This is a genomic window from Citrobacter sp. Cpo103 (genome assembly GCF_030332605.1).
GTDB classification, from domain to species: Bacteria; Pseudomonadota; Gammaproteobacteria; order Enterobacterales; family Enterobacteriaceae; genus Citrobacter; species Citrobacter portucalensis.
Genome location: NZ_JAOWHO010000033.1, coordinates 25,612 through 47,102, shown reverse-complemented (window position 1 = coordinate 47,102; position 21,491 = coordinate 25,612). Strand labels below are relative to the sequence as shown.

The 21,491-nt window shown below is 52.9% G+C and carries 17 protein-coding genes and 1 pseudogene; 8 read left to right on the top strand and 10 right to left on the bottom strand.

The features are described from left to right. Positions 1-45 precede the first annotated feature (45 nt). The 3 genes from malM to malK all read right to left on the bottom strand — a co-directional run bounded on the left by malM (position 46) and on the right by malK (position 3,649). Positions 46-993: a maltose operon protein MalM gene (gene malM / locus OGX89_RS15115; protein ID WP_003826585.1), complete on the bottom strand. Its 948-nt coding sequence runs from the start codon at positions 991-993 to the stop codon at positions 46-48. A 113-nt stretch (positions 994-1,106) separates the two neighbouring features. Beyond that, positions 1,107-2,462, bottom strand: a complete 1,356-nt coding sequence (locus OGX89_RS15110) for a maltoporin (protein WP_003826583.1) — start codon at positions 2,460-2,462, stop codon at positions 1,107-1,109. A 77-nt stretch (positions 2,463-2,539) separates the two neighbouring features. After that, a complete protein-coding gene (gene malK / locus OGX89_RS15105) occupies positions 2,540-3,649 on the bottom strand; it encodes a maltose/maltodextrin ABC transporter ATP-binding protein MalK (RefSeq protein ID WP_003826581.1) in 1,110 nt (369 codons plus the stop codon). 360 nt (positions 3,650-4,009) lie between these two features. Between malK and malE the strand changes: the two genes are divergently transcribed. Beyond that, positions 4,010-5,200 (top strand): maltose/maltodextrin ABC transporter substrate-binding protein MalE, encoded by a 1,191-nt coding sequence (malE, locus tag OGX89_RS15100; protein WP_003031680.1) that lies wholly within the window; start codon positions 4,010-4,012, stop codon positions 5,198-5,200. 15 nt (positions 5,201-5,215) lie between these two features. Here malE and OGX89_RS23895 read toward each other — a convergent pair. Next, positions 5,216-5,290: pseudogene (locus OGX89_RS23895) on the bottom strand (hypothetical protein); the annotation flags it as partial. A gap of 40 nt (positions 5,291-5,330) precedes the next feature. Between OGX89_RS23895 and malF the strand changes: the two are divergent. From malF to xylE, 3 genes are all read left to right on the top strand, one after another. Continuing rightward, entirely contained in the window at positions 5,331-6,875 is a 1,545-nt protein-coding gene (gene malF / locus OGX89_RS15095) for a maltose ABC transporter permease MalF (protein ID WP_003826577.1), read from the top strand. A 14-nt stretch (positions 6,876-6,889) separates the two neighbouring features. Beyond that, positions 6,890-7,780, top strand: coding sequence for a maltose ABC transporter permease MalG (gene malG, locus OGX89_RS15090; protein ID WP_003826575.1), 891 nt, complete (start codon positions 6,890-6,892; stop codon positions 7,778-7,780). Positions 7,781-8,104: 324 nt separating this feature from the next. After that, entirely contained in the window at positions 8,105-9,580 is a 1,476-nt protein-coding gene (xylE, locus tag OGX89_RS15085) for a D-xylose transporter XylE (protein WP_126957379.1), read from the top strand. A gap of 45 nt (positions 9,581-9,625) precedes the next feature. On the opposite strand, the gene psiE is transcribed toward xylE, so the two are convergent. The 6 genes from psiE to pgi all read right to left on the bottom strand — a co-directional run bounded on the left by psiE (position 9,626) and on the right by pgi (position 16,090). Continuing rightward, positions 9,626-10,036 carry a phosphate-starvation-inducible protein PsiE gene (gene psiE / locus OGX89_RS15080; protein WP_003031674.1) on the bottom strand — a complete coding sequence of 137 codons (411 nt, stop codon included), beginning with the start codon at positions 10,034-10,036 and terminating at the stop codon, positions 9,626-9,628. A 183-nt stretch (positions 10,037-10,219) separates the two neighbouring features. After that, a complete protein-coding gene (locus tag OGX89_RS15075) occupies positions 10,220-12,316 on the bottom strand; it encodes a YjbH domain-containing protein (protein ID WP_126957381.1) in 2,097 nt (698 codons plus the stop codon). Then, positions 12,316-13,053: a capsule biosynthesis GfcC family protein gene (locus OGX89_RS15070; protein ID WP_126957383.1), complete on the bottom strand. Its 738-nt coding sequence runs from the start codon at positions 13,051-13,053 to the stop codon at positions 12,316-12,318. The genes OGX89_RS15075 and OGX89_RS15070 overlap by 1 nt, the downstream gene beginning before the upstream one ends. Then, complete coding sequence (locus OGX89_RS15065; protein ID WP_126957385.1) at positions 13,050-13,688, bottom strand: YjbF family lipoprotein; 639 nt, start codon at positions 13,686-13,688, stop codon at positions 13,050-13,052. The genes OGX89_RS15070 and OGX89_RS15065 overlap by 4 nt, the downstream gene beginning before the upstream one ends. A gap of 119 nt (positions 13,689-13,807) precedes the next feature. Further along, positions 13,808-14,050: an exopolysaccharide production protein YjbE gene (yjbE, locus tag OGX89_RS15060; RefSeq protein WP_003826562.1), complete on the bottom strand. Its 243-nt coding sequence runs from the start codon at positions 14,048-14,050 to the stop codon at positions 13,808-13,810. Positions 14,051-14,440: 390 nt separating this feature from the next. Further along, the gene (gene pgi / locus OGX89_RS15055) at positions 14,441-16,090 is read right to left on the bottom strand and encodes a glucose-6-phosphate isomerase (protein ID WP_003826559.1); all 1,650 of its coding nucleotides are present in this window, start codon (positions 16,088-16,090) and stop codon (positions 14,441-14,443) included. Positions 16,091-16,404: 314 nt separating this feature from the next. Here pgi and lysC point away from each other — a divergent pair, with 314 nt between their 5' ends. From lysC to OGX89_RS15035, 4 genes are all read left to right on the top strand, one after another. Further along, complete coding sequence (gene lysC / locus OGX89_RS15050; protein ID WP_003826556.1) at positions 16,405-17,754, top strand: lysine-sensitive aspartokinase 3; 1,350 nt, start codon at positions 16,405-16,407, stop codon at positions 17,752-17,754. Positions 17,755-17,841: 87 nt separating this feature from the next. After that, a complete protein-coding gene (panS, locus tag OGX89_RS15045; protein WP_126957387.1) occupies positions 17,842-18,780 on the top strand; it encodes a ketopantoate/pantoate/pantothenate transporter PanS in 939 nt (312 codons plus the stop codon). 243 nt (positions 18,781-19,023) lie between these two features. Beyond that, entirely contained in the window at positions 19,024-20,610 is a 1,587-nt protein-coding gene (locus OGX89_RS15040; RefSeq protein ID WP_185879296.1) for a PTS sugar transporter, read from the top strand. A gap of 27 nt (positions 20,611-20,637) precedes the next feature. Further along, on the top strand, positions 20,638-21,477 hold the full coding sequence (locus tag OGX89_RS15035) for a beta/alpha barrel domain-containing protein (protein ID WP_032942081.1): 840 nt from the start codon (positions 20,638-20,640) through the stop codon (positions 21,475-21,477). Positions 21,478-21,491 lie beyond the last annotated feature (14 nt).

The following is a 21,491-nucleotide window of genomic DNA, read 5'->3' as shown; positions in this document are numbered from 1 at the left end:
AGGAGACGCACCAGTTGTTGCAAAATCAACAATGTGGGGAGATGTTTACCCCTTGCCTTTTACACTGCTGATAAAGGTGGATCGGGCAGATTTGGATCCCAGACGTTCCGCTTCATCAAGCAGCTTCAGCGCTTTATCAACATCGCCTTTTGCAACTGCATCCTTAATCGCCTGATTAAAATAGCTTTCCGTGTCGTTCAACATTGGCTCGCTTTTCTTCACGGGTTGTGGTGCCGGAGCAGCAACGGCTGCCGCCGGAGCCGCGTAGGCCACCGCAGGTGCTGCGGTATTGCCAACCGTAACAGGACCTGGGCCGGAAGAACCAAACAGCGGCCCGACCAGCACGCTGGAGGAGGAGCTGGTTTTAACTTTCAGATGCAGCAGACCGTCGGTGGTGTGGCGGGCAATCGGGTCCGGAATATCCGGAACAGCGTTACCTACCCCCTTGGCATAGGCTTTTGCCGGGTCAAGCAGGGTTGTGGTCTGCTGGAGATCTTTATCAGTAGTAAAGACCAGAACATACAGTTTTTGCTGTCCCAGCGCTGGCGTCAGGCGCATCACCCCTTCCAGACGATCGGCACTCATCACACCCGGTGCCTGGTAGGTAAAGTAACTGCTAGGGAAGAACGCAGATGGCGTCATGTTCTGATCAAGAATTAAGACGTTTGGCGCGAATACGCTGGTTTGTTTGTTAACTTCACTGCTCAGTGTCAGGGTCAGTTCACCAATGTTGGCCGGTACGCTGTAGGCGGCAACCGGGCCGCTAATACCGGCAATGTCCAGACGCTGTCCCGCTGTCGCCAACGAGGTTGATTGGGTTTTCGATTGATCAACTGGCGTCCAGGTTAACTGTTGCAACGCTGCAGTGGGAATAGCAGGCGCCGCGGTGGTGTTCTGCGGAACAATATTTACATCGGCCAGGCTGATGCCAGGCGCGCTGGCAAATAACCCTGCAGATAAACAAAGGGCAACGAGACTTTTCTTCATTTTCATTGTTATCACCTCAGATAGCATGGGTTCAGCGGTGGCCAGGCAATAGCGCGCTAAACCGTAATCAAGAGGGGCTTGCGCCCCTCTTTCGGTCTTTACGTCAGGTTAGAGCTGAATTACCACCAGATTTCCATCTGAGCACCGAAGGACCACTCATCGCTGTCGCCACGGCTGGTTGTGCTGATACCAGAGTTCGTTGCAGCTGCGTATTTAGATACGTTGTTACCATTTTTAACGTAGCCCCACTCTTCATCCCATTTGGCATAGGTTGCAAAGACGCGGATTGCCGGACGAGACCAGATGCTGTCGCCTGCCTGCCACTGTTGTGCCAGGGTGATTTTGTATTGGCTGTTGCGATCGCCAGTCTGTTGAGATTTGACGTTGTCGTAGCCGACTTCCATCAGGGTGCTCATGATTGGTGTCCATTTGTACATCGGACGAATACCCACGGTGTACCATTCAGTACCCAGGTCATTATCCATGTCGATATTCTGATACATACCGACGTACATCAGGTCCCACTTGTCGCCCAGAGAGATAGCACCGTGGTCAAGTACGCGCACCAGGCTACCGTTGTTATTGATATTGTTGTTTACATGATGGATAACGGGATCATTTGGTGTTGCCTGGGTATCGAAGGTTGAACCGTAAGTACCCTGCGAGCCACCTTTACCCTGCGTGGTCATCGCATCAGTTGCATACTGAACCACGAACTTGTTATAGCCCTTCAGCATGCTCTGAGTATGTTCTGCAGTGAACATCCAGCCATCTTTAGAAGCGCTATCCGCGTAGCTATAACCGTCAGTTTTATTCGCACGACCGTAGTCAACACCCAGTTCCAGCATGCCGTCCGGGTTAATGGCCATCTGCGCTAAACGCATGTCGAATACGTCGTTCGCGGTATCTTTGGATGTGTCGTAGATATTCTGGCTACTGAAGGTGTAAGAACCACCCGCTTCCTGAGAACGGGTTGCGGCCAGAGACAGTTTACCGAAGCCCAGATCGATGTTTTCAATACCAGCACCAGGACCTGAAATATCCCAGTAGTAGAAGTCGATCATGTGGACGTCATGACGCTGATAGAAACGTTTACCGGCCCAGATGGTGGAACCCGGCAGCCATTCAATCAGGTTTTTACCCTGCACGTTGGCTTCGCGGAAAGCAGGATCGGTCGCTTCCCAGTCATTCTGCTGTGCAACGGAGTAGGCAACGTTGGTGTCGAAGTAGAAGCTCTTATCGCCCTCTTTCCACACTTCCTGACCTAATTTGATTTCCGCATAGGTTTCACATTCGTTACCAAGACGGTATTTACTTTGGGCACCAGTTGCCTGGAAACACTGTTGTTCACCGCCGCTACCTGTCCAGCCAATGCCGGAACGAGCATAACCATGGAAATCCACAGCCATTGCCTGAACAGACATAATGCCCGCTGCCACAGCAACCGCCAGAGGGAGTTTGCGCAGAGTAATCATCGTTCTATCTCCTGAGATCATTGCTTTTCTTTGAACGCTTCACCTTGACGGATTTGCGTTTTTTTTAATGGGACACCTTAAACGCCCGGCTCTTTGTGCAACCGACGACATGCAGTGCCATCCTCACGGAACAGATGGCAACGCTCTGGCGGCAGGCCGATAGCGAATGTGGCACCCTCTTCTACCAACACCACGTCGTTCTGGCGGTAAACCAGGTTTTGACGGATGGCGGGGATCTGGATATGAATTTGTGTTTCGTGACCAAGCTGCTCGACCACCTGCACTTCACCTTCGAGGGTGACATCGGCGATATCGCTGGGCAGCAGATGTTCCGGGCGGATACCTAAAGACATGTTGGCGCCAACCTGTACCGCATGGCTGTCTACCGGGAGCCATATTTGCTGGCGGTTGGGCAGTTCAACCTGCACCTGATCGATAGCCGTTGCCGTGACTTTCACCGGCAGGAAGTTCATCTTCGGTGAACCAATGAAGCCCGCCACAAAGCGGTCAGCCGGGTAGTGATACAGTTCCAGAGGCTTACCAACCTGCGCTACGCGACCGGCATCCAGCACCACAATTTTGTCGGCCAGCGTCATCGCTTCGACCTGATCGTGGGTAACGTAAATCATCGTGCGGCCAAGACGTTTATGCAGGCGGGAGATTTCAATACGCATCTGCACGCGCAGAGCGGCATCGAGGTTCGACAGTGGTTCGTCCAGCAGGAATACGCGCGGTTCGGCGACCAGCGTACGGCCAATCGCCACACGCTGACGTTGTCCGCCGGAAAGCGCTTTTGGTTTACGCTCCAGCAGGTGTGCCAGTTGCAGAACTTCCGCAACCTGGTTCACGCGCTGGTTCATCACCTCTTTTTTCGCTCCGGCCAGTTTGAGGCCGAACGACATGTTTTCCGCGACGGACAAATGGGGATACAACGCGTAGGACTGAAAGACCATGCCTACACCACGTTCGGCGGGCGGAATGTCGTTCATCCGGGTCTCCCCGATAAACAGGTCACCACTGGTGATGGTTTCAAGTCCGGCGATCATACGCAGCAAGGTCGACTTACCGCAGCCTGACGGTCCGACAAACACCACGAATTCCCCTTCGTGAATGTCGAGATTGATATCTTTCGATACCACCACGTCACCCCAGGCTTTCGTTACATTTCGTAGCTGTACGCTCGCCATGCCCTTCTCCCTTCGTTACAACCTGTCATCGACAGCAACATTCATGATGGGCTGACTATGCGCGATCCCTTGACTGCGTGAATCCTCCACCCCCCGGCTTTTTTATGGGGGAGGAGGCGGGAGGATGAGAGAGCAGCGTCTGAGACCCGGGCCACCAGCCTCAGAGGAATTTCGTGATGCAGCCTGCAAAAATCGGTGGGTTTTTATGTGCGCCAGTACGCAATACTCACATTTATGTAACACAGATCACATAAAGAGCGGGTGGGGCGTAGGGGTAAGGAGGATGGAAAGAGGTTGTCGTATAAAGAAACTAGTAACCGTTAAGCCACCTCTGCAAAATCACCAAACAGGATGGGAACTATGAAAATCAAAACTGGCGCACGCATCCTCGCATTGTCTGCATTAACGACGATGATGTTTTCCGCCTCGGCTCTCGCCAAGATTGAAGAAGGTAAGCTGGTTATCTGGATTAACGGCGACAAAGGCTATAACGGCCTCGCTGAAGTGGGCAAAAAATTCGAGAAAGACACCGGGATCAAAGTCACTATTGAGCACCCTGACAAACTGGAAGAGAAATTCCCGCAGGTTGCCGCGACCGGCGACGGCCCGGACATCATCTTCTGGGCACATGACCGTTTTGGCGGCTACGCTCAGTCTGGCCTGCTGGCTGAAATCACGCCTGACAAAGCGTTCCAGGACAAGCTCTATCCGTTCACCTGGGATGCCGTACGCTATAACGGCAAACTGATTGCCTACCCGATCGCGGTTGAAGCGCTGTCGCTGATTTACAACAAAGACCTCGTTCCAAATCCACCGAAAACCTGGGAAGAAATTCCTGCACTGGATAAAGAGCTGAAGGCGAAAGGTAAATCCGCACTGATGTTTAACCTGCAAGAACCGTACTTCACCTGGCCGCTGATTGCCGCCGACGGTGGTTACGCGTTCAAGTTTGAGAACGGTAAGTACGATGTGAAAGACGTGGGCGTGGATAACGCTGGCGCGAAAGCGGGTCTGACCTTCCTGGTTGATCTGATCAAGAACAAACACATGAACGCGGATACCGATTACTCCATCGCCGAAGCGGCCTTTAACAAAGGCGATACCGCGATGACCATTAACGGTCCGTGGGCATGGTCCAACATCGATAAGAGCAAAATCAACTACGGCGTCACGCTGCTGCCAACCTTCAAAGGCAAAGCGTCTAAACCGTTTGTTGGCGTTCTGAGCGCCGGTATCAACGCCGCCAGCCCGAACAAAGAACTGGCGAAAGAGTTCCTCGAAAACTACCTGCTGACCGATCAGGGTCTGGATGAAGTGAACAAGGACAAACCGCTGGGCGCCGTTGCGCTGAAATCCTTCCAGGATCAGTTAGCGAAAGACCCACGTATCGCCGCCACTATGGATAACGCCCAGAAAGGCGAAATCATGCCGAACATCCCACAGATGTCCGCATTCTGGTATGCCGTTCGTACCGCAGTGATCAATGCAGCCAGCGGCCGTCAGACCGTCGATGCCGCACTGAAAGACGCGCAGGGTCGTATCACCAAGTAGTGCTGTAGCACACGTGCCGGATGGCGGCATAAATGCCTTATCCGGCCTACAACTCACCGTAGGCCTGATAAGCGCAGCGCCATCAGGCACTTTTGCCGACAGATGTTCAATGTTGTAGAGGAAGATCCCCATGGATGTCATTAAAAAGAAACACTGGTGGCAAAGCGACACGCTGAAATGGTCAGTGATGGGTCTGCTTGGGCTGCTGGTCGGTTACCTTGTTGTTTTGATGTACGCTCAGGGGGAGTACCTGTTTGCCATCATGACGCTGATTTTAAGCTCTGCTGGCCTGTATATTTTCGCTAACCGTAAAGCCTATGCCTGGCGCTATGTTTACCCGGGCGTTGCCGGTATGGGGCTGTTTGTCCTGTTTCCGCTGATTTGTACGATCGCCATTGCCTTTACCAACTACAGCAGTACCAACCAGCTGACCTTTGAACGCGCTCAGGAAGTCCTGATGGATCGTTCGTATCAGGCTGGGAAAACCTACAACTTTGGCCTGTATCCGGCGGGTGATGAGTGGCAACTGGCCCTCACCGACGGTGAAACCGGCAAGAATTACCTTTCTGACGCTTTTAAATTTGGCGGCGAGCAGAAACTGCAACTGAAAGAAGCCGAGGCGCTGCCGGCAGGCGAACGTGCAACACTGCGTATCATCACGCAGAATCGCCAGGCGCTTACCCAATTGACCGCCATCCTGCCGGATGAAAGCAAAGTTACCATGAGTTCGCTGCGCCAGTTTTCCGGCACGCAGCCACTTTATACGCTCGCTGAAGACGGCACACTCACCAACAGCCAGAGCGGCGTAAAATACCGCGCCAACAACGATATTGGTTATTATCAGGCGATTAACGCTGACGGTAGCTGGGGTAGCGAAAAACTCAGCCCGGGCTACACCGTTGCCATCGGCTGGGATAACTTCACCCGCGTGTTTACCGACGAAGGCATCCAGAAACCGTTCTTCGCCATCTTCGTCTGGACGGTGGTCTTCTCGGTACTGACCGTTATTTTGACCGTTGCCGTGGGCATGGTGCTGGCCTGTCTCGTACAGTGGGAGTCTCTCAAAGGCAAAGCGATTTACCGCGTCCTGCTGATTCTTCCGTATGCCGTACCGTCGTTTATCTCGATTCTGATTTTCAAGGGCTTATTCAACCAGAGCTTTGGTGAAATCAACATGATGCTGAGCGCGCTGTTTGGCATCAAACCGGCCTGGTTCAGCGACCCAACGACCGCGCGTTCGATGATTATTATTGTCAACACCTGGCTCGGTTATCCATACATGATGATCCTGTGCATGGGTCTGCTGAAAGCGATTCCTGACGACCTGTATGAAGCCTCAGCGATGGATGGCGCAGGTCCATTCCAGAACTTCTTTAAGATAACGCTACCGCTGTTAATTAAGCCGCTGACGCCGCTGATGATCGCCAGCTTCGCCTTTAACTTTAACAACTTCGTGCTGATTCAGCTGTTGACCAACGGTGGTCCGGACCGTCTTGGTACCACCACACCAGCCGGTTATACCGACCTGCTCGTGAGCTACACCTACCGTATCGCCTTTGAAGGCGGCGGTGGTCAGGACTTCGGTCTGGCGGCGGCGATTGCTACGCTGATCTTCCTGCTGGTTGGTGCGCTGGCGATTGTGAACCTGAAAGCCACACGTATGAAGTTTGATTAGGGGAGATAACGACAATGGCTATGGTCCAACCGAAATCACAAAAGTTACGTTTATTCGCAACGCACTTAGGGCTGCTGATTTTTATCGCGGCGATCATGTTCCCGCTGCTGATGGTTATCGCTATCTCGCTGCGCGAAGGTAACTTTGCCACCGGCAGCCTGATCCCGGAAAACATCTCCTGGGAACACTGGAAACTGGCGCTGGGCTTTAGCGTTGAACACGCGGATGGCCGTGTGACGCCACCGCCGTTCCCGGTACTGTTATGGCTGTGGAACTCGGTGAAAGTGGCCAGCATTACCGCGATCGGTATCGTGACACTTTCCACTACCTGTGCTTACGCCTTTGCTCGTATGCGTTTCCCGGGCAAAGCAACCCTGCTGAAAGGGATGCTGATTTTCCAGATGTTCCCGGCGGTGCTGTCTCTGGTCGCGTTGTATGCTTTGTTTGATCGCCTGGGCCAGTACATTCCGTTTATCGGCCTGAACACGCACGGCGGCGTGATCTTCGCCTACCTCGGCGGTATTGCGCTGCATGTATGGACGATAAAGGGCTATTTCGAAACTATCGACGGTTCACTGGAAGAAGCGGCCGCGCTGGATGGCGCTACGCCGTGGCAGGCATTCCGCCTGGTGCTGCTGCCGCTTTCCGTTCCGATTCTGGCGGTCGTGTTTATTCTGTCTTTCATTGCCGCTATTACCGAAGTACCGGTCGCGTCACTGCTGCTGCGTGATGTGAACAGCTATACCCTTGCGGTAGGTATGCAGCAGTACCTCAACCCACAGAACTATTTGTGGGGCGACTTTGCCGCCGCGGCTGTACTTTCAGCCATTCCGATCACTCTGGTGTTCTTGCTGGCGCAGCGCTGGCTAGTCAACGGTCTGACCGCGGGTGGTGTGAAAGGTTAAGTTTTACCGAAGTACCTGCCCGGCAACGGGCAATGCCACTGCAACCCTCAACTTATGTTATCCCAACCTGTGACTGTTATTCGGCGCTCTACGGAGCGCCCTTTTTTTATGTTATTTTGCATCACTGTTACGATTATTTCCTTTCGTGCTCTCCATCACTGCAATTCTATTTCCTGTCTGAATATAGATAAATCAAACAGAATTAAGATCACAGAAAAGACAAAACGTAATTGCAATGTAAAAAATGATAATTGTCTTCCCTGCCTGTTAAATTCAACATCACGGCACTGATCAAAAGAGCTGTATCCTCTAAGGCAGGTCTGAATGAACTCTCAATATAATTCCAGTTATATTTTTTCGATTACATTAGTGGCAACGTTAGGAGGGCTATTATTCGGCTACGACACTGCGGTCATATCCGGAACGGTAGAATCCCTGAATACCGTGTTTGTCGCCCCACAACATTTAAGTGAATCCGCCGCCAACTCGCTGTTGGGCTTTTGCGTCGCCAGTGCGTTGATAGGCTGCATCATCGGTGGTGCCCTGGGCGGCTATTGTAGTAACCGGTTTGGCCGCCGGGACTCGCTGAAAATCGCGGCTCTGCTGTTCTTTATTTCCGGTATTGGTTCCGCCTGGCCAGAATTAGGTTTTACGACTATTAACCCAGATAACGCCGTACCCGTTTATTTAGCCGGATACGTTCCCGAATTTGTTATTTATCGTATCATTGGGGGTATTGGCGTAGGTTTAGCTTCAATGCTCTCACCAATGTATATTGCAGAACTGGCGCCCGCACACATTCGCGGGAAACTGGTGTCATTTAACCAGTTCGCCATTATTTTTGGTCAACTGTTAGTGTATTGCGTTAACTATTTTATCGCACGTTCAGGCGATGCCAACTGGCTGAATACCGATGGCTGGCGCTATATGTTTGCGTCCGAAAGTATTCCCGCCCTGCTGTTTTTACTGCTGCTGTACACCGTACCAGAAAGCCCGCGCTGGCTGATGGCACGTGGCAGACACGAGCAGGCGGAAGGTATTCTGCGCAAAATTATGGGCAGCGCCCTCGCCACCCAGGCCATGCAGGAGATCAATCAGTCTCTGGAACATGGTCGTAAAACCGGCGGCCGCCTGCTGATGTTTGGCGCAGGCGTTATCGTCATCGGCGTAATGCTGTCCATCTTCCAGCAATTCGTCGGTATTAACGTCGTGCTCTACTACGCCCCGGAGGTGTTTAAAACGCTGGGAGCCAGCACCGATGTGGCGCTGTTACAGACCATCATTGTTGGCGTGATCAACCTGAGCTTCACCGTGCTGGCGATCATGACGGTGGATAAATTTGGTCGCAAACCGCTGCAGATTATTGGCGCTCTGGGCATGGCCATCGGTATGTTCAGCCTCGGTACCGCGTTTTATACCCAGGCTTCCGGGCTGGTTGCACTGCTGTCGATGCTGTTTTACGTCGCCGCATTCGCCATGTCCTGGGGACCGGTTTGCTGGGTGTTGCTGGCAGAAATCTTCCCCAATGCGATTCGCGGCAAAGCGCTCGCCATTGCCGTTGCCGCTCAATGGCTGGCGAACTACTTCGTCTCCTGGACCTTCCCGATGATGGACAAAAATTCGTGGCTGGTTTCCCATTTCCACAACGGTTTCTCCTACTGGATTTACGGTTGTATGGGCATTCTGGCGGCGCTGTTTATGTGGAAGTTTGTACCGGAAACCAAAGGCAAAACGCTGGAAGAACTTGAAGAACTGTGGGAACCCGCCACAGAGAAAACCCAGCCTGCCTCTGCGCAGTAATCCTGACCTGCAACACGCCGCAGCCCGATTGCGGCGTGTTATCTTTTACTCTCGCTTCAGCCGTTTGGAATTACACAGCCACAGGGTGATCACCAGCAGCAGGATCGCCGCGGAATAGATCAGTACATCCATCGGTGCTTTATGATCGACGATGATCAACCGCACAATCGCGGTGATCCCAATATAGACAAAATAGCGCAACGGAAAGTGAAAACCTGACTGAAAGTACTTCACAATCAGCGCGATAAATTCAAAGTAGAGGAAGTAAACCACCAGCCCTTCTACCAGCTCATACTTGCTGGTTTGTTCCGGCGCGAACAGCACATCTGCCAGATGCAGCGTTTCTTTCCCGAGGAATACAACCAGGATCAGACCCAGACTCAGCAGTCCCAGATTCAACACGGTCTGTAAGATGGTGGAGATAAACTCCACGCGCGGACGAGATAGCGACGTCATAACAGCACCTCTTACTCAGTGGCGAGGTTCCTGTATAACGCAAAAATGTGACAGAGATCTACATTTTTTGTTTATGTTTTGTTCTCCGGAAGGTCCTTGCCGGATGGCGGCTTTGCCTTATCCGGCCTACAGCCGTACTGTAGGCCCGGTAAGCGTAGCGCCACCGGGCGATCAACATTCACATCAACGGAAGTTCTCACTCCTGTCGCTGGTCATGTCGTACAGACCAAACTTACGTCCAAGCTGCTGGCCGCCATCACGCGTTAACGGCGTCCAGCCAATCGCCGCACGGCTGCGGGTCGGGCCTGACGAGAACAGATCCAGCGGCACGGATACGTACACCCCTTTGGTAAAATCACCCTCTCCGTACTCATCCGGCGAGGCGTCGGTGATGGTCGCATAGCCGCCTACCACAACGCCACTGTCAAAGCGCTTCGCCACTTCCAGCGTTCCGCCCTTATCTCCCGCCAGATACTGACCCACGCTGGCTTTCACCAGTACATCCTGAGCGAATGACGGATTCCAGTACGCCGTCAAATGCCCGGTCTTCACGCTGTAGTCGGTGAATTTCATCATGTCCTGCGCGCTACGCCAGTCACGCTGTTTCACGTAGTTGGCATCAACACCAAACGCCCAGTTGCTGTCCAGCGGACGATACAGCACTTCTGCCCCCGCTCCGCCGTACATGGTTTCCAGATAGCCACCGTAAACCTGTCCGTAGAACCCGTTTCCGAGTGACTGGAAGTAGTTGGCCTGTAGGTTATTCACGTAGACATCGTTTTGCACATACTCGCGCACATGGGTACGCACTCGTGGCAAATGCGAATCCTGCGGCGGGTTGGTGTAGTTAAATTTGTCATAGTTATTGGCGAGGTTGGCGAACAAACTCCCGGTGGTCAGCAGGTGATCGGTAACCCACCAATCCGCCGTTCCCATCACGCCCAACTGATACATATAGAAGTTTTCCGGGCCGCCCACCGACTGGTTAAGCACCGGATCGATGTGGAAATCGAAGCGTGACTTATCGATATACCAGCCCTGCTCGGTCGTTTTCGGCACCACGGGCTCAACGCGTTTTTGCGCCAGCTGGGCTTCATGGCCCAACGGTTCGCCTTCCAGATGACGCTTGAGGCTGGAAACCTCCGTTTCGGTCGTCACCTGCGGCAAGTTAAGACGATTTTCCGTAATACGGATCGTACGGATCCCATCGGGAAGATCGTTCATCACGATCCGGTTGGCACGTTCGATCCCTTCGCGCGAATCACGGTATTTCACCTGTTCACCGGTCACATACAGCGTATCGCCCTGCACCTGAATTTTAGGATCGGCCAGTCCGGCGTTATATTTCAGCAGCGTTAGCTGATTCGCCACCACCGAGTGTTGCAGGATGGCATCCTGTGGCTGTGGCTGATATTTCGGGCGGGCGTTGTCGTTATAGTTTGGCCGCAGATCGTTGAAGTTAGTCCGCAGCGTGACCCCAAACATAAAGGTGTTCCCACGCTCATAGCTGAGGTTAACGTCGGCCCAATCGGTGACGCGATAAATAGCGCCGACGTTAAACTTGCTCTTCTGATCCAGCTTGCCCGCAAAATCCTGCTGGTAATTGTTTCCCTCATACTCCAGTTTCAGACGCAACGGCTGCCAGGGCGTCTGATACTCGACGCCGCCAAACAGCGATGCCGGGCCGTGGAACATCTGGCTGCCGTCAATAGAACCGGCCTGCTTGTAGCTGTTATCGCGATAGCAGAATTTATCGCTGTATGAGCAAAACGGATTGCTGACGTTACCGCTGGTCCCGAGATATCCCCAGCCCAGGCCAAGCGAGAAATCAAACGGCCCCCAGGCTTTATTCGCCACAATATACTCCGCATCGAACAGGCCAGTTCCGCCAATATCCCGCGCGCCAACCGCCACCTGCGGCATCCAGTAGCCCTCTTCCCACAGCCGCAGTTTGAGATCAAAAGCTTTATCCTTGTAAGTCTGATCGCCAGAAAACGACTCCACGCTACTGTATTTTTTGGTACGCACATCGGTATAACGCAGCGTGGTTTCCAGCCACGGGAAGAGCTGCACCGACGCAGAGTAGTAGCGGTACTGATCGTTATCGCGGTAATTGAGGCTCATTTCGCCCTCGCGCGCCATGCGTGCGGTTGGGGTTTGCAGCAGCCCCACGCCGCCAAAATCGGACTGCGAAGGTCCAATGGGCGCGGGCCAGGTTTCACCATGGCAGGCAACGCTTACGCCCAGCGCCAATACGCTGAGCAGGTAAGTTTTTCTCATTATTCGGGTATCCGCTGGGTCAGGGTGCGAAGAATGTCGGCATTAATTTCATCCGGGGTGCTGCTCCAGACAGCATCAGAGAGTCCGACATAAATGATGCTGCCGGGCATCGGCTCAACGTGACGTTTGTTCCAGTAAGCGACCGGTACTTTTTGCGTGCGCCCGTCGGGATAGATAACCCAGGCGAAGCTACGATCCGCGCCGCTGAGCCGACTTTGCCCATCGAGATAACTGGCAACATCACGCCCGGGCATAAACGGTTGTTTACCCGGATGGCTTAGCAGGCCAAACAGCGTGATATGCGTTGGCTGCGCTCCGACCCACAGCGTGTAATTGCCCTGCAACGGCGGGTTGCCTCGCTCGCTGACGCGCACAACATCCGGGTCAAGATTAATCATCTGCCTGCCGGTCACCTTCAACGCCTGAATTTGCTGGCGTAATGCGTTGATAGCGGCAGCATCGTCACCGCTTTCTTCAGCGCCCAGCGTCGCCAGGCGAGCCAGTAACGCCTGCTGCTGACGTCCCGCCTCCGTCGTTGCCCGCTCTTCGCTGATAACCGCACCTGGCCACCAGCTATTGCTCAACAGCGGCTGTCCGACCAGGTCGAGCAGATGTTCGGCCCCGGTCAGCGTTTTTGGCTCTTCGCTGGCAGAGGTAAAGACCTTAACGCTGCCCGCAGCAAAAACAGACGCTGCGCTCAGGCTCAACAGCAGCGCCATAACGGCTCGTTTGATCATGATTTTGCCGCCTTAATCAGCGTGGTTTTCACCGGGAAGTAATGCGCGCCAAGATACTGTTCCGACTGGCGAATCTGCCCTTCACTGTCGATCCAGTAGCGGTTATGCCAGCGCGTTTGATCGGTGGTTACCTCTTCATCGAGGATCCGTACCGGCGTGTCATCGCTGCCGACCTTGATGGTGTCTGCGCCATCCCATTTGAAAACCGAGCGCGCGGTGGCATAGCGTACCTGCTGATGTTCAGTCCAGCCCATTGTGCGGGTCCACGTTACGCCATCGACTATCTGATTGGGTTTGATGAGTGGGTCTGCCGCCAGATTATTCACCTCGATTAGGTTGTCCCCACCGAGATGCGTTTTCACAATGCGCCCATGCTGCGTGACGAGAATAGCCCGATCCTGAGTCACCCATTTCTGCTGTCCGTTTTCCGCAAACGCGAGTACCACAAACAGCTGGGGGCCGCCGTTTAGCTGCATATACTGGCTGGCGTAGGGCATATTTTGGATTTCATCGTCCGTCATCTGTACGCCGGGAGTACCAAACACGCTATCCCACAGCGAATGTCCCAACCCTTCGGTGGTGGCTGAGCACGCCTGCAGTAACAGGCAAACCATTATGAGCGCTGGTCGCTTCACGACGTTTCTCCGCATTATTGCCGGGTGGCGCGACGCTTACCCGGTCTACAAATCCCACAGACTTTTGGCGATTCCAAAATAACCACACCGAAGTGTGGTTAGAATTAAACGTACCTTTATTACTGGGTACTGGTGGTTGTAGTGGTTGTGGTTCCGGTATTAGAACCATCGCCACCACCGGTCGCCGCCAGGGCGACCCCCACTGCAGAACTTACGGTGCTCACGCTGGTTGCGGAGGAACTTCCTGCCGAAACCGACGCGGCAGCCGACCCTGCCGCCTCACCCACCTGAACGGGGGCAGCATAGACAGAAGTCGCCGCAAGCGCAGATATAGCCCACAGGCCATACAGAACTTTTTTCATTAAAAATTCCCTTCATTGTATGAATGGAGATTTACCCAAAAGAATTTCGGGCGAGATCGAGTATACACAAACCAAAGTGTGCAAATTACACCATGCGGGAATTTAGGATAATTAGATAACGAAAGGAAAAATGATTAAAAATATAATAAAGACAACTAAATCAATAAATTAAAATATAAAAATTAAAATGCAATATCCGGTAAATCCGAAAAAATAAGAATTTGAATAACATTAAGAAAATTATTTTAGGATTAAGCTCAATTAAGGTATGAAGTTAAAACGTAGATATCCTGGAGCATTCTTACAAAAAAGCCGATATTAATATCGGCTTTTTATTTCATTAATGCCGGATGCGGCTAAACGCCTTATCCGGCCTACAAGTGTGTGCTATCAGGCACGCCAGGACTTATAACGGTTAATCAAACCGTTGGTAGAACTGTCGTGGCTGCTCACTTCTGAACCATCTTTCAGCTCTGGCAGAATGCGGTTCGCCAGCTGTTTGCCCAGCTCAACGCCCCACTGGTCAAAGGTGAAGATATTCAGGATAGCGCCCTGAGTGAAGATTTTATGTTCGTACAGTGCAATCAGCGCACCCAGGCTGAACGGCGTGATTTCGCGCAGCAGGATGGAGTTCGTTGGGCGGTTACCTTCGAACACTTTGAACGGCACAACGTGGTCCAACGTTGCCGGATCTTTACCCTGGTCGCGGTATTCCTGCTCAACCACTTCACGAGATTTACCGAATGCCAGCGCTTCGGTTTGCGCGAAGAAGTTAGACAGCAGTTTCGGATGGTGATCCGACAGCGGGTTGTGGGTGATGGCCGGCGCGATGAAATCGCATGGAACCATTTTGGTGCCCTGGTGGATCAGCTGGTAGAACGCATGCTGGCCGTTAGTACCCGGCTCACCCCAGATGATTGGGCCAGTCTGGTAATCCACCGCATTGCCGTTACGGTCAACGTATTTACCGTTGGATTCCATGTTGCCCTGCTGGAAGTAAGCCGCGAAACGGTGCATATACTGGTCATACGGCAGAATCGCTTCGGTTTCGGCACCGAAGAAGTTGTTGTACCAGATACCGATCAGCGCCAGCAGCACCGGCAGGTTTTTCTCAGCCGGAGTGGTGGAGAAGTGTTTGTCCATCGCATGCGCGCCGGAGAGCAGCTCAACAAAGTTGTCGAAGCCTACGGACAGGATGATGGACAGACCGATTGCAGACCACAGGGAGTAACGACCGCCTACCCAGTCCCAGAACTCGAACATATTGGCAGTATCAATACCGAACTCGCCAACCGCTTTACCGTTAGTGGAGAGCGCAGCGAAGTGTTTGGCAACGTGCTTGTTGTCGCCTGCGGTCGCCAGGAACCAGTCGCGCGCGCTGTGGGCGTTGGTCATGGTTTCCTGGGTGGTGAAGGTTTTGGAAGCGACCAGGAACAGCGTGGTTTCCGGGTTCACTTTCTTCAGCACTTCGGCAATGTGCGTACCATCGACGTTAGACACAAAGTGCATGTTCAGGTGATTTTTGTACGGACGCAGCGCTTCGGTCACCATGAACGGGCCGAGGTCAGAACCGCCGATACCGATGTTTACTACATCAGTGATGGCTTTACCGGTATAGCCTTTCCAGCTTCCGGAGATGATCGCTTCAGAGAAGGATTTCATCTTCTCCAGCACAGCATTCACTTCCGGCATGACATCTTTGCCGTCAACGATGATAGGCGTATTGCTACGGTTGCGCAGCGCCACGTGCAGCACGGCACGGTCTTCAGTGCGGTTGATTTTCTCACCGGAGAACATGGACTTGATGGCGCCCGCCAAATCGGTTTCTTTCGCCAGATCCTGCAGTTTAGCCAGCGTCTCTTCAGTGATGCGGTTTTTGGAGAAATCCACCAGCATCAAATCGTCAAACGTCGCGGAAAACTTAGTGAAACGATCGCTATCTTTCGCGAAAAGATCCGCGATAGTAACGTCTTTCATTTCTTCAAAGTGTTTTTGTAGTGCCTGCCAGGCTGAGGTCTGCGTTGGATTGATGTTTTTCATTAGCAATACTCTTCTGATTTTGAGAATTGTGACTGAGATCGATTGTAACGCCAGTCACAGAAAAGTGTGATTGTTTTAATGCCATTGCCAGGGCATCCGCCAAACGTGGCTAAAAAGTATAGCGGTTATCAGCGTTGTTATTAGTACCGTTACTCAACGCAGTTGCAGCATGAAAAATCCGCATAATCCCAGCGTTGACAGTGCAAGCTACACATTTTATTTATAAATACGGTATTTGCATTTGCGCCTGCACCGGTTTCTGTTCTGCCTTATGTGCCATGGTCGCTCTATTCATTCCCTGACACGAGGTAGTTATGACTGATGTAGTTGTCTCCAAGTTTGGCGGTACCAGCGTGGCGGATTTTGATGCCATGAATCGCAGCGCTGATGTAGTGCTTTCTGATGCTAACGTCCGTGTAGTGGTACTTTCCGCTTCTGCGGGGATCACCAACCTGCTGGTCGCACTGGCTGAAGGGCTGGAGCCAACCGCGCGCTTCGAAAAACTCGATGCCATTCGTCAAATTCAGTTCAATATTCTGGAGCGCCTGCGTTATCCAAACGTGATCCGTGAAGAGATCGAACGTCTGCTGGAAAACATCACCACGCTGGCAGAAGCGGCGTCACTGGCGACCTCAACCGCGCTGACCGACGAACTGGTCAGCCACGGTGAACTGATGTCTACCCTGCTGTTCGTCGAGATCCTGCGTGAGCGCAACGTGCAGGCGCAGTGGTTTGACGTACGTAAAGTGATGCGCACCAACGATCGTTTTGGCCGCGCAGAGCCTGACGTCGCGGCGCTAGCCGAACTGGCAACGCTCCAGTTGGCCCCGCGTCTGAGCGAAGGTCTGGTGATTACTCAGGGCTTTATCGGCAGTGAAGGTAAAGGCCGCACCACCACGTTGGGGCGCGGCGGGAGCGATTATACGGCTGCCCTGCTGGCCGAAGCGCTGCACGCCACGCGCGTCGATATCTGGACCGATGTTCCTGGCATTTACACGACCGATCCGCGCGTTGTTCCGGCGGCGCAGCGTATTGATGAAATCGCCTTTGAAGAGGCCGCAGAAATGGCGACCTTTGGCGCGAAAGTGCTGCACCCGGCAACGTTGTTGCCAGCCGTGCGTAGCGATATCCCGGTGTTTGTTGGCTCCAGTAAGGATCCAAAAGCAGGCGGTACGCTGGTATGCAATAAAACCGCGAATCCACCGCTGTTCCGGGCGCTGGCACTGCGCCGTAAGCAAACGCTGCTAACGCTGCATAGCCTGAATATGCTGCACTCTCGCGGCTTTTTAGCGGAAGTGTTCGGCATCCTGGCACGCCACAATATCTCGGTAGATTTGATTACCACATCCGAAGTCAGCGTGGCGCTGACACTGGATACTACAGGCTCCACCTCCACCGGCGATACACTGTTAACACAGTCTCTGCTGATGGAACTGTCTGCACTGTGTCGGGTTGAAGTGGAAGAAGGCCTGGCGCTGGTGGCACTGATTGGCAACGACCTGTCCAAAGCCTGTGGCGTGGGTAAAGAGGTGTTCGGCGTACTGGAACCGTTCAACATCCGCATGATTTGCTACGGCGCATCCAGCCATAACCTGTGCTTCCTGGTGCCCGGTACTGAAGCCGAACAAGTGGTACAGAAGCTGCACCATAATTTGTTTGAATAAAATTTCATCACGCAATAAACAATAACGATAGCCGGGCTCGAACCCGGCTTTTTTATAACAACACATTTCAATCGCAAGGAATATAACATGCTCGCTACTCTCACGCGGCTGTTCCCGTTATGGGCACTGCTGCTCTCTGTTGTTGCGTATTACACGCCCACCACCTTTACGCCTGTCGGGCCATTCGTGCCGTCGTTACTGATGCTGATCATGTTCGGTATGGGCGTTCACCTGAAGGTAGACGACTTTAAACGCGTACTCTCACGTCCTGCACCAGTCGCGGCGGGTATTTTCCTGCACTATCTGGTGATGCCGCTCGCCGCATGGATTTTAGCGCTGGCATTTAATATGCCGCCGGAATTGTCCGCAGGGATGGTGCTGGTCGGTAGCGTCGCCAGCGGAACAGCATCAAACGTAATGATCTATCTGGCAAAAGGCGATGTGGCACTCTCTGTGACTATTTCATCGGTTTCAACGCTGGTGGGCGTTGTCGCCACACCGCTGCTTACACGGCTGTATGTCGACGCGCATATCCAGGTAGATGTGATGGGTATGCTGCTGAGTATCCTGCAGATCGTGGTCATTCCGATTGCGTTGGGGTTGGTCATTCACCACCTGTTCCCACGCGTCGTAAAAGCCGTGGAACCGTATCTGCCCGCATTTTCAATGGTGTGCATTCTGGCGATCATCAGCGCCGTCGTAGCGGGTTCTGCCTCGCACATTGCATCTGTCGGCTTTGTGGTGATTATCGCCGTAATCCTGCATAACACCATTGGCCTGCTCGGCGGCTACTGGGGCGGAAAACTGTTTGGTTTCGACGAGTCAACCTGCCGTACGTTGGCAATCGAAGTGGGCATGCAGAATTCGGGACTTGCCGCTGCGCTGGGCAAGATCTACTTTGGCCCGCTTGCCGCCCTGCCCGGCGCGTTGTTCTCCGTCTGGCATAACCTTTCCGGTTCGCTGCTGGCAGGCTACTGGTCCGGCAAGCCGATTGAAGAGAAACCACACGCAGTAAAACAACACTAATCTTCATAAATGGAGGAGGCATCCTCCATTTCTCCCTACCTGCATTTGAACCCCATCACAAAACAACAAATATCAACACAAAACAAAATAATTATTTAATTGTTATATTTCAATCAAATATACAAATAAACCTGTTTCAAACCCCAGTTCAATCATTTTTTGCATGTTGATTTGGTTTGTTTTAATTGGGAATATGATTCCACTACAACACAGATAAACCCTTACCCTATCTTCGAGGCCGCTATGAAAAAAATTGCGATTATTGGAAGCAGTGGAGGCAACCTCTACAACCTGGGTGGTGCCGAACCCGAAAAGCTACTCCAGGAAATTTACCAGCAGTGCGAAGCCGCAGGTGTGGAAGTTGCCGCTGTGCAGTTCATTGCGGCAGAGGCCTCAATGGACGCTGCCAAACCTCACACACCAGCGTCTGTATTTTCACTAACCACAGAAAACCAACAAAAACCACAAAGGATATTTCAGGGCAAACTTTCAGAAGTGAACGACTCGGTAGTTGAGAGCGATTGCAGGATTGCTAAAATGATCCGTAACGGTGAGATCGACGGGATCATCGTGATGAGCGCCGATCCGGTGAAGGCCAACCAGGCGGTCTTTGCCGCAGCTGTTGAAATGAAAACACCGATTGTTGGCACCGGCGGAACCTCAATGGCGCTAGTGGCGGCAAAAGGGGCAAATATCGTCGCAACCTCGGGCACGACGGGTACCACCAGCCGAACCCGCGCAGTCTCCTTCATCGCATCACTGTGTAAGCACTGGGGCGTTAAATACAAACCACAGTTGGGCAGTGCCTCTCCTTCACAGGGCGGTTCTGGAAAAAGTCTGCTTAAGCGCTTCAATATTCGCAGCATAATGATCCCTGCGCTGCCGGGCTTTATTGCCATGGCAATCGTGCTCGCACTCAGTCACATTCCGGGCCTGGAAAAACTCAACGATATCTTTGAAATTCTACTGAAGGGCCTACCGGTTTTAGTTGCGGTTCTCGCAGCAAAACAGATTTCGGAACTGGATGAAGTCTCAATTGTTGCCGGGGTGGTCGCCGGAGTACTTTCCGTCGAAGGCGGTCTGATTGGAGGGATCATCGGTGGTTTGATGGCCGGGATTTTCGTTCGTTGGCTGTTCGAATTATGCCTGAATTGGCGCTTTCCGATGACCACCGTCAACATTGTAGCGGGTGGGATCTCAGGCCTGGCCGCTGGGTTAATCATGCACTATCTGCTGAGTCCGCTGGCGCTGTCAGCAGGTAATTACATCAAACTGGCTATCGAAAGCACGCTGGCCTTCAGCCCTATTCTTGCCGGCCTGCTGGCTGGGTTGGTTATCTGGCCAGCTATCCTGGGGGGAGTCTATCACGCAGTCATTCTGCCGCTGGTGCTCCTGGAAATGGAAAAATCCGGAGTCAGCTTCCTCGGCGCTGTCGATATGGTAGGCCTGGTGATGGTTGCTGCAGGAATCAACCTGGCTAACGTCATCGCACCACGAGAAAAAAGCGAAGCAGCCGTCGCGACGCCCGGCCTGCTTATCAACCTCGGCTTTGGGACCTTCGTTGAATCGGCCTATCCGTTCATGTTTGCCAACAAAATTGTCTTTGGTTCAGCGATCGTTTGGGCCGGTCTGGGCGGCGTGATGCTGGGTTTCTTTAACGTCAAAGGCGTGGCTTATGTCCCCGCATTTGCCTCTCCGTTCTTATCCAGCAATGCGCTGCAAATGGCGATTGTTATGGTTACCGTCATGGGCCTGACCTGTATTTCCACCATTATTGCCAACCGTTTTAAGGCTGTCGCACAGAAAGAATCTACCGCGTCAGCCCATTAATTAATGCACCAACACCAGAGGTACACCATGTTTAAAGGCGATATGAATAAAAAACGCGCTAAAGCGTTACAGAAAGTGAAAGATGCCATCACGCTGCACGGCGGGCAGACCATCCTCAGTACAGGGATAACCGGCGACGATGCGCGTCTGGCAAAAGCAGTATGTGAGGCGGGCGTTAAGCTGCTCGAACCGAACCATCCCGCACTGGCGCTGGCGCGTGGGCATAAGGGGGTAAGCAACATGCACGCGGCAGAACAAATCCGCCACGAAATCACCAACAGCCAGATGGCCGAAGCAGTACATGGCGTACGTAATGTGGTTCCTGACGATATCTTCATTACCGTCGGTATCGCAGGTGGCTTTACCGAAACGTTACCAGTCCCGCTCACGGAAACAGAGATACTGGAGATTGCCCGTGCTGGTGCCGATGGCTTACACACCCATAAATCCGACTGGGACGATCTACAGGACATCGTTAATCTCGCCCATCAGTATGGCCTGACCGTTGATGCTTATATTGGTCACCCGGATGACCTGCATACCTTCGGTATTCCTGCACGCACTCCGGAAGAGGTCGCCAGCGTAGCAAAACGGATGCAGGAAATTGGCGTCGACATGATTGGTTTAATGACCGGTATGAGCTACGAAGGCGTAGCCGCAGGTGATATTCCGCAAGCCATTAAAGATCGCCTGTGGGCACTGGTCGGCGCGGTAAGCGTGCCGACGCTGGCGGAAGGCGGAATTAACCTCGCCAATGCCAAAGCGTTTAAGGATACCGGGGTCAATATTCTGGTCGTCGGTACGGCAATCGACAATATGGTCTGCAACGCCGCCAAAGAGGCTGTCACACCGTTTATTGCGCATTGATATTAAGGGAAAAA

Bases quoted from the DNA above. Each gene is read 5' to 3' on its own strand.
- psiE (WP_003031674.1), bottom strand. From the start codon at position 10,036: ATGACGTCGCTATCTCGTCCGCGCGTGGAGTTTATCTCCACCATCTTA.
- OGX89_RS15075 (WP_126957381.1), bottom strand. From the start codon at position 12,316: ATGAGAAAAACTTACCTGCTCAGCGTATTGGCGCTGGGCGTAAGCGTT.
- OGX89_RS15110 (WP_003826583.1), bottom strand. From the start codon at position 2,462: ATGATTACTCTGCGCAAACTCCCTCTGGCGGTTGCTGTGGCAGCGGGC.
- malG (WP_003826575.1), top strand. From the start codon at position 6,890: ATGGCTATGGTCCAACCGAAATCACAAAAGTTACGTTTATTCGCAACG.
- malE (WP_003031680.1), top strand. From the start codon at position 4,010: ATGAAAATCAAAACTGGCGCACGCATCCTCGCATTGTCTGCATTAACG.
- xylE (WP_126957379.1), top strand. From the start codon at position 8,105: ATGAACTCTCAATATAATTCCAGTTATATTTTTTCGATTACATTAGTG.
- malK (WP_003826581.1), bottom strand. From the start codon at position 3,649: ATGGCGAGCGTACAGCTACGAAATGTAACGAAAGCCTGGGGTGACGTG.
- OGX89_RS15070 (WP_126957383.1), bottom strand. From the start codon at position 13,053: ATGATCAAACGAGCCGTTATGGCGCTGCTGTTGAGCCTGAGCGCAGCG.
- lysC (WP_003826556.1), top strand. From the start codon at position 16,405: ATGACTGATGTAGTTGTCTCCAAGTTTGGCGGTACCAGCGTGGCGGAT.
- pgi (WP_003826559.1), bottom strand. From the start codon at position 16,090: ATGAAAAACATCAATCCAACGCAGACCTCAGCCTGGCAGGCACTACAA.
- OGX89_RS15035 (WP_032942081.1), top strand. From the start codon at position 20,638: ATGTTTAAAGGCGATATGAATAAAAAACGCGCTAAAGCGTTACAGAAA.
- malF (WP_003826577.1), top strand. From the start codon at position 5,331: ATGGATGTCATTAAAAAGAAACACTGGTGGCAAAGCGACACGCTGAAA.
- OGX89_RS15040 (WP_185879296.1), top strand. From the start codon at position 19,024: ATGAAAAAAATTGCGATTATTGGAAGCAGTGGAGGCAACCTCTACAAC.
- panS (WP_126957387.1), top strand. From the start codon at position 17,842: ATGCTCGCTACTCTCACGCGGCTGTTCCCGTTATGGGCACTGCTGCTC.
- malM (WP_003826585.1), bottom strand. From the start codon at position 993: ATGAAAATGAAGAAAAGTCTCGTTGCCCTTTGTTTATCTGCAGGGTTA.
- yjbE (WP_003826562.1), bottom strand. From the start codon at position 14,050: ATGAAAAAAGTTCTGTATGGCCTGTGGGCTATATCTGCGCTTGCGGCG.